Genomic DNA, 7,876 nt, shown 5'->3' with positions numbered 1-7,876 from the left:
CGTCGTGTTCTCGCGTCTGGCCTGGCCCGGCTACACCGCGACGCTGAATGGTGAGGAGCTGCAGACGAAGGGGCTGGCCGACATCTTCCTCTACGTCGACCTGCCGCCCGGCACCGAGAACGCGGACCTGCAGATCACCTTCCGACCGCCCGGCGAACGACTCGGACTGGCTGCGATGGCCGGCGGGACGCTGTTGCTGGTCGGCCTGGTGGTGCTCGATGTGCGACGGCGCAGAAATTCGAGTTCTCGGGAGTTCGGCGCTGGGACGTCGAGCAGATAGGCTCAGACCTCGTGATGTCCGACGACTCTGCTGCTGATCCGCACCGCATCTCCATCGTGGTACCGGTCTACCAGGGCGAACGGACGCTCAGCGCGTTGATGGACGAGATCCTTCCGCTGACGCAGGTGACGCACACCCCCGTCGGGCGGCCGATGATCGTCGAGGAAGTTCTGCTCGTCTTCGATCACGGACCCGACAACTCTGCCGCGGTGATTCGCCAGCTCACGGCCGCGCACACGTTCGTTCGCGGGGTGTGGCTGAGCCGCAATTTCGGTCAGCACCCCGCCACCCTCGCCGGCATGGCCTCGAGCGGCGGCGAGTGGATCGTCACGATGGACGAGGACGGGCAGCACGATCCGGAGGCGATCGGCGGCATGCTGGATACGGCCCTCGACCAGCAGTCCACCGTCGTCTACGCCAAGCCCACCAACGTCGCACCGCACGGGATGTGGCGCAACGCAGCCTCCAAGGGTTCGAAGTGGCTGATCGCCAAGGCGCTGGCCGGGGACAACACCATCGACTATCAGAGCTACCGCCTGGTGCTCGGTGAAGTCGGTCGCTCCGTCGCCGCCTACGCCGGTTCCGAGGCATACCTGGACATCGCACTCGGCTGGATCGCAGGCGACGTCACGACCAGTCCGGTGGCGTTGCGCGAGGAGGTGGACCGTCGATCGGGTTACCGACTGCGCACCTTGCTCTCGCACTTCTGGCGGATGGTGCTCTCGAGCGGCACGAAGGGCCTGCGACTGGTCAGCTTCATCGGCATCGCCTTCGCGGTACTCGGCCTCATTCTGGTGGCGTACGTACTCGTGTCGTACTTCGTCTTCGATTCGGGCGCCGAGGTACGAGGCTGGGCATCGACGATGGTGATCCTGTTGTTCGGCTTCGGAGCAACACTGTTCTCCCTCGGTGTGGTGGCCGAGTACGTGGGCGTGAACGTCAAGACGGCCATGGGCAAACCGCCGTACCTGATCGTCACCGACCCGGGAAACGGCCCGCTCGGTCGTACCGCGCCATCGACCGAACCTGCACCGCCGGCGTGACCGCGACGCACACGTGGATCGTCGGCAGCGGCGGGCTGCTCGGCGCTGCGGTGACCCGGGAGGCCGGTCGTCGCGGGCATCGGGTGCACACCAGCACCATCCCGTGGTCGGACTCGGTGTCCGCCGAACAGGCTCTGCTGCAGCGCTGTTCGGAATTCTTCGACTCCTTCGCCGACGGTACCTGGAACGTGATCTGGGCCGCGGGCGCGGGCGTGAACGGAACCAGCGCAGCACAATTCGCCGAAGAGAACGGCCTGATCCGCACCGTCCTGGCGCACATCGAGGCTGTCGCCGCCGACCGCGCGGGCACCGGAACCGTGTTCCTCGCCTCGTCCGCCGGAGGCGTCTACGCCGGCGCGACGGGCGCCCCACATCACGAGGGAACGAACCCGGTTCCGTTGGGCGACTATGGTTTCGCCAAGCTGCAGTCCGAGGCCATCGCGACCGAGTTCGGTGAACGCACCGGCATCAACGTGGCCATCGGCCGGTTCGCGAACCTCTACGGGCCGGGTCAGAACCTCGCGAAACCGCAGGGCCTGATCTCGCACCTGTGCCGGGGATACCTCATGGCCTCCCCCGTATCCATCTACGTCCCGATGGACACGTTGCGCGACTACCTCTACGTGTCCGACGCGGCCGAGATGGTTGCCGACACCCTTGCCATGTCGGCCACGCGACGAATATCGCCGACGATCAAGATCTTCGCCTCCGGTGAGGCCGTGACCATCGGCTCGATTCTCGGAGCCTGCCGGACGGTGTTCCGCCGTCGACCGAACGTGGTGCTGGCCGCGTCCCCACTCGCGGTGTTCCAGGGTCGCGATCTACGGCTGCGGTCGACTGTCTGGCCGCAGATCGATCGCCGAACGCACCGAACATTGCCCGCAGGCATCGCGTCCACCCTGTTCGCGACGCGTCAGGCACTGGCGGTGGGTCGATGACCGAACCACAGACTCCTGCTCCCCCGGCGGGCATGAACGGCGCGCCGGGGCCGCTGATGCGCATCGTCAAGAATCAGAAGATCGCGTTCCTGCTCGTCGGCGGCGTCAACACCGCATTGGGTACCGCGTGGTTCATCCTGTGGCAGTTGCTGATCGGCGAGCAGTACGGATACCACGCCGCGATCGTGCTCGGCTATCTCTGCAACGTGCTGTGCGCGTTCGCGATGTACCGCTACCTGGTGTTCCGCGTGCGGGGTCACTTCCTACGTGATCTGCTGCGGTTCTTCGTCGTGAACTTCGGCGCGTTCGTCGCCAACATCTCCCTGATGACGATCGCCGTGTCCGTCTTCCACTTCCCGCCCATCCCTTCACAATTGGTCGTCACAGCCGTGATGGCAGTCGTCAGCTTCTTCGGCTACCGCGACTTCTCGTTCCGCAGAAAGAGCCAGGCCCCCACATCATGACGCCCCGTGTTTCCGTAGTCGTCCCGGCGTACAACAACGCCGAGTACCTGGCCGAGACCATCGATTCGATTCTCGCCCAGACGTTCACGGACTTCGAACTGGTCATCGCCGATCACTCGTCGACCGACGGAACCCTCGCCGTCGCGCAGAAGTTCGACGACCCACGGATCCGCCTGCTGACAACCCCGGCCGGCGGCGGAGCGCAGGCCAACTGGAACCGCGTCACCGAGGAAGCCACGGGGGAACTGATCAAGCTCGTCTGCGGTGACGACACCATCGCGCCCACCGCGCTGGACACCCAGGTGCGGGCTTTCGACGACAACCCGTCCGCCGTTCTGGTCGCCGCACAGCGGACGCTGATCGACGCCTACGGCAAGACGGTCATCGCCGCCCGCGGGCTCGGCGGACTGCAGGGGACGGTCTCGGGCCGAGTCGCCGCCAGAACCGCAGTTCGGGCCGGTGCCAACATCTTCGGCGAACCCGGCGGCGTCATGATGAAGCTGTCGGAACTCCGCGAGATCGGGCTGTGGGACAACAGCCATCCCTACCTGATCGACCAGGCCACCTTCATCGCGGTTGCGCTACGAGGCGACATCGTGGCAATTCCGCAACCACTGGCGTCGTTCCGAATCAACTCGGGACAGTGGAGCGTGGAACTGGCGACACAGCAGGCACGTCAGGCCGCGGACTTCCACCGATCCCTGCAGGCAAGCGACCCGACACTGCTGTCCGACAACGACGTTCGCATCGGTAATGCCAAGGCTCTGATGACGTCGTTCATGCGTCGCGCGGTGTACCTGCTACTGCGCCATCGAATGTCACGCAGTAGTTAGTATCGCGCGGCGGCCTCGAGACCCCGCAGCCTGTCCGACGGCGATCGACGCGGACAGCTGGTGCACTTGTCCGCCCCGCTCGTCTCGTAGAGAAGGCAGCAGGAGCAACGCCGTGTGAAGCGTCGTCCACCGACGTCGACGAACCGCGGGCTGGGAAGTGTCGCAGCCATCTCCCCGATCAGCCATTCTGCGACGTCGCTACCGAGTGACCGATCACCCAGCGCAGCACCGACATCCAAACTTCGGTTGGCAATCGAGTCCGACGCGATCGCCCACAACGCCTGCCTGCGTACCCCGGAGGCCACCGACAACGCGTCGACGATGCCGGTGAACGTCTCGTTCAACGCCCCGGGCAATGCCGGGACCTCGAGAACGCTGTCCGACACTGTCCCGCCCAGATATCCGTCCGGGCGCAGGAAGCAGCGCGCACCGTCCAGCCGTGGATCTGCTGCCTCACCCGTGACCATCGCGGTGGCGATGGCAACGAACGCGATCGTCGAGCTGGCCGAGTACCACCACAGTGTTCCGTTCACTCGAGCGTCGGTGCACCGCCACCGGCGGCCGGTGTCGTCGACCCGCGCCCGCAACCAATCGCCGTCGCGCATGACCGTCGCGCAGAGATCGAACGGTCCTACGATATACTGCTGCAGACTCGGAATTCGTTCTGCTGCAGTCACATAGGCGCTCATGCCAGCCCGTGGATGTCGATGGTGCGCGGCGGTCCTGTCCGGACGGTCGCGCAAATGCCGAACACGTCGGCGAGCAACCGATCGTCGAGAACATCGGCGGTCGGTCCCGACGCCACCACGGCCCCGCCGTCGAGCACGGCGAGATTGTGGCAGTACTCCACCGCCAACCGCAGATCGTGCACGGTCACGACGATGGCCAGCCCGTCCGCGGCCAGGTCGCGAATCGCCTTCATCACGATCAGTTGTTGCCGTAGGTCGAGGTGGTTGGTGGGTTCGTCGAGCAAGAGGGTCTGCGGTTGCTGCGCCAGGGCGCGCGCGATGGACACCCGCTGCCGCTCACCGCCGGACAGTGCACCGACGTCGCGGCCGGCCAAGGCGAGCAGATCGACGCGGTCCATACACGCGGTGACGATGTCGTCGTCGGATGAAGTGGCGCGATCGAACCAGCCGCGGTGGGGCACGCGCCCGAGCGCTACGGATTCGCGGACGGTCAGACCGACCGATGCCTGCGGCTCCTGGGTCCCGACGCCGATCGTCCGCGACAGCTCCGATCGCTTCATGGTGTGCGCATCGACGCCATCGACGAGAACCGTACCGGCAGAGGGAGTCAGAGCCCGATAACAACACCGCAGTGCTGTCGTCTTACCGGACCCGTTCGGCCCTACGAGACCGAGCACCTCGCCGGGAGCAACGTCGAAGTTCACCCTGTGCAGCACTTCTCGCGACCCGAGTCGCGTGGACAACTCTCGCACGGACAGCCGCATCAGATCTCCCTTGCATAGCGGCGATACAGCATGAACACGAAGATCGGTGCGCCCACGAGCGCAGTGATCACTCCTACCGGGACCTCGGTGCTCTGCGTGATCGAGCGTGCGAGCGTGTCGGCACCGACGAGGGCTATCGCACCGAACAACGCCGCCAGGGGCAGCAGCCTGACTGCGCGGGTGCCGACGACGTATCCGGCGAGGTGCGGCACCAGCAGACCGACGAATCCGATTCCACCACTGACCGATACCGCTGCACCCGCCAGCAGGGAAATAGCCATCAGTTGCATCATCCTGAAGCGACGTACGTTCATACCCAGCACGGCCGCACCGTCGTCGCCTGTCTTGAGCAGGTCCATCCTGGACGCAGTGATCGACACCAGCATCCCGACTCCGACGAGAGCCAGCACGGGGAACACGAGCGTCGACCAGCGGGCGTCACCGAAACCACCGGCCAGCCAATGCAATACACCGCTCAGGCTTCGTTCGTCCGCGAACACGAGCAGCGTCAGGGTGATGAGAGCGGTGAACACGCTTCCCACTGCGACACCGACGAGGACGATCGCAGTCGACTGTGGGTATCGACCGCCGATCGCGAGAGCCAAGAACAGCGGGATCAGCGCACCGACGAACGCGGCCGCGGGCACGGTGAACGCGCCGAGTGCACCCGCGCCGATGCCGAGCGTCATCACCATCACGACACCGAAACCGGCACCCGAGGACACACCGAGCAGGTACGGGTCAGCCAGCGGATTTCGCGTGACCGCCTGCGCGACACCACCGGCGAGCGCCAGGGACGCACCCACCACCGCGGCGGTCAGCGACCGCGGGAGGCGCGAATCGATCACGATCGCCGCACGCGCCTCGGTCCACCAGGACTCGAAGGTGCCCGGCGCGTGACGGTGCGCGACGATGGCCCACACGTCGCCGATGGGAATGCGCACCGACCCGAACGAGACGGCCGCCGCAATGGATACGAGCAACGCTGCCGACGAGAGGAGCAGGATCACGGCGTAGCCGGTGCGCGACGGTCGCGTGCTCCGACCTGTGGCCACGGCGGGCCTGTCCAGCACTGCGCTCATCAGAAGCGATCGGGATGCAGTGCGCGCGCGATCGTCTCGGCGCTTCCGACGAGTCGCGGACTCTGGAAGAAGTCGTCGAGCGGAACGACCACGAAATTGCCGCGCTGCACCGCCGGCGTCGTCGCCATGATCGGCTGACTTTTCAGGAAGTCGATCTTGCCCTGCGCGGACGTGTCGCCGTAATCGAGGACCACGACTGCCTCGGGGGCCCGTTCGCCGACGAGTTCCCACGTCGTACCCAAGTACGGCCGATCCCCCTCGGGAAAGATGTTCTCGGCTCCGGCGTGATCGGCGATCAGTTGCCCGACGCCCACACTCCCGATCGTCGTGGGCTCGTTCTCGCCCGAATCGTAGAAGAACGTGGGTGTGGGGGCGACGCCGGCCAGCGCGTCGTCGATCTCGGCAAGCCCGCTGACCACGCCGTCGGTGACGTCCCGCGCAGCGTCGGCCACGCCCAGGATGTCGCCCAGTTGCGCGTAGTCCGTCTCCAACATGCCGATATCGGCAAGACCTGCGCCGCAGTACTCGGAGAACAGGAACGTCGGGATGCCGAGCTCTGCGAACGACGCGCGCGAGCGCCCTTCCTTGTCGTCGAAAGCGCTGCGCATGCCGCCCACGACGAGATCCGGATCCAGATCCAGGATCTGCTCCTTGGTCGGATACTCGTCGGCGAGTCCGTCTATCGACGCGAACTTATCGGCTGTCTCCGGCGTCGGAACGGCATTGCGATACCCCATTCCGACGATCCGATCCGCCACGCCCATCTCGATGAGGACCTCGGTGACGTGGTCGTTCATCGAAATGATGCGCTGAGGCGGGGAATCGAATCGCTGCAGGGTGTCGCAGTTGGTCACCTCTACGGGCTGATCGAACTGCGCTGACTGTGCAGACTCGGTCAGTGAGTCACCGCGGGAGCACCCCGCGAGAAGGACAGCCGCGGCGAGAACGGCGATGCGGGCGGAGCGTGACATGAGGACCTCACTGGAGCTCAGAGCCACGAAATGAGAGTCGGGTGCGCAGCACGAAGCGGCCACGCGCAGGACTGCCGATTCGTAGACCACGACGAATAGGTGTGTCGCACACCGGTCGCTGGGTAATCGGGCTCGCCACCTGTATCAGTGGCCCACCGTTGCGGGTCAGCGCCGGATTTCGACCGGCTTCCCCCATTGCGACTGGCTTGCTTGTGTTCGCCACGCAGTATGCACCACAGTGTCGATCCCGCGTGAGCGTGCCTCCGCGTCGGTTACGGCAGGACGGATTCTTTCGCCGCGTAGACGGCCTCGGTGGCGTCTTTCTGCGGTCGCCACCACTGCTCGTTCTCGCGGTACCAGTCGATGGTGGCTTTCAAGCCTGCCCGGAAGTCGACATACGTTGGTGTCCAACCCAATTCGGTACGCAGTTTGGTCGAGTCGATGGCATAGCGCAGATCGTGGCCGGGGCGGTCGGTGACGAAATCGAAGGCGTCGGGTGCGTTGCCGGTTTCTTCGAGGATCGCTTCGAGGACGGTGCGGTTGTTGGCTTCGCCGTCGGCTCCGATTAGGTAGGTCTCGCCGATGCGGCCGCCGTCGATGATCGCCCACACGGCACTGTTGTGGTCGTCGACATGGATCCAGTCGCGCACGTTCTGTCCTGCGCCGTAGAGCTTGGGCCGCGAGCCACTGAGGATGTTGGTGATCTGACGTGGGATGAACTTCTCCACGTGCTGGTAGGGACCGTAGTTGTTGGAGCAATTGGAGATGGTGGAGCGGACGCCGAACGAGCGGGTCCAGGCGCGCACTAGCAG

9 protein-coding genes, 1 pseudogene and 1 riboswitch are annotated in these 7,876 nt (G+C 65.5%); of the genes and pseudogenes, 5 read left to right on the top strand and 5 right to left on the bottom strand.

All coding sequences use genetic code 11. The features are described 5' to 3' along the window. The 5 genes and pseudogenes from A2J02_RS28455 to A2J02_RS24365 all read left to right on the top strand — a co-directional run. Positions 1-280 (top strand): annotated as a pseudogene (locus A2J02_RS28455) (hypothetical protein); the annotation flags it as partial. A 14-nt stretch (positions 281-294) separates the two neighbouring features. After that, on the top strand, positions 295-1,323 hold the full coding sequence (locus A2J02_RS24380; protein WP_197478128.1) for a glycosyltransferase: 1,029 nt from the start codon (positions 295-297) through the stop codon (positions 1,321-1,323). Then, the gene (locus A2J02_RS24375; RefSeq protein WP_068054831.1) at positions 1,320-2,261 is read left to right on the top strand and encodes an NAD-dependent epimerase/dehydratase family protein; all 942 of its coding nucleotides are present in this window, start codon (positions 1,320-1,322) and stop codon (positions 2,259-2,261) included. The genes A2J02_RS24380 and A2J02_RS24375 overlap by 4 nt, the downstream gene beginning before the upstream one ends. Continuing rightward, entirely contained in the window at positions 2,258-2,725 is a 468-nt protein-coding gene (locus A2J02_RS24370; RefSeq protein ID WP_068054828.1) for a GtrA family protein, read from the top strand. The genes A2J02_RS24375 and A2J02_RS24370 overlap by 4 nt, the downstream gene beginning before the upstream one ends. Next, positions 2,722-3,558, top strand: a complete 837-nt coding sequence (locus A2J02_RS24365; RefSeq protein WP_068054827.1) for a glycosyltransferase family 2 protein — start codon at positions 2,722-2,724, stop codon at positions 3,556-3,558. The genes A2J02_RS24370 and A2J02_RS24365 overlap by 4 nt, the downstream gene beginning before the upstream one ends. Here A2J02_RS24365 and A2J02_RS24360 read toward each other — a convergent pair. The 5 genes from A2J02_RS24360 to A2J02_RS24340 all read right to left on the bottom strand — a co-directional run. Then, on the bottom strand, positions 3,555-4,247 hold the full coding sequence (locus tag A2J02_RS24360) for a (2Fe-2S)-binding protein (RefSeq protein ID WP_068054825.1): 693 nt from the start codon (positions 4,245-4,247) through the stop codon (positions 3,555-3,557). The genes A2J02_RS24365 and A2J02_RS24360 overlap by 4 nt on opposite strands. Further along, a complete protein-coding gene (locus A2J02_RS24355) occupies positions 4,244-5,014 on the bottom strand; it encodes an ABC transporter ATP-binding protein (RefSeq protein WP_197478127.1) in 771 nt (256 codons plus the stop codon). The genes A2J02_RS24360 and A2J02_RS24355 overlap by 4 nt, the downstream gene beginning before the upstream one ends. Then, entirely contained in the window at positions 5,011-6,093 is a 1,083-nt protein-coding gene (locus tag A2J02_RS24350; protein ID WP_068054804.1) for a FecCD family ABC transporter permease, read from the bottom strand. Before A2J02_RS24350 ends, A2J02_RS24355 begins: the two co-directional genes overlap by 4 nt. After that, positions 6,093-7,064 carry an ABC transporter substrate-binding protein gene (locus tag A2J02_RS24345; protein ID WP_068054844.1) on the bottom strand — a complete coding sequence of 324 codons (972 nt, stop codon included), beginning with the start codon at positions 7,062-7,064 and terminating at the stop codon, positions 6,093-6,095. The genes A2J02_RS24350 and A2J02_RS24345 overlap by 1 nt, the downstream gene beginning before the upstream one ends. Positions 7,065-7,163: 99 nt before the next feature. After that, positions 7,164-7,282: riboswitch (cobalamin riboswitch) on the bottom strand. 54 nt (positions 7,283-7,336) lie between these two features. Then, a partial coding sequence (locus A2J02_RS24340) for a dTDP-glucose 4,6-dehydratase (RefSeq protein ID WP_156516368.1) occupies positions 7,337-7,876 on the bottom strand: 540 nt, incomplete at its 5' end.

This window comes from Rhodococcus sp. EPR-147, from assembly GCF_001647185.1.
Lineage (GTDB): Bacteria > Actinomycetota > Actinomycetes > Mycobacteriales > Mycobacteriaceae > Rhodococcoides.
Note: the sequence above shows the minus strand (reverse complement) of the source record. Positions and strands in the feature narration are given on the sequence as shown.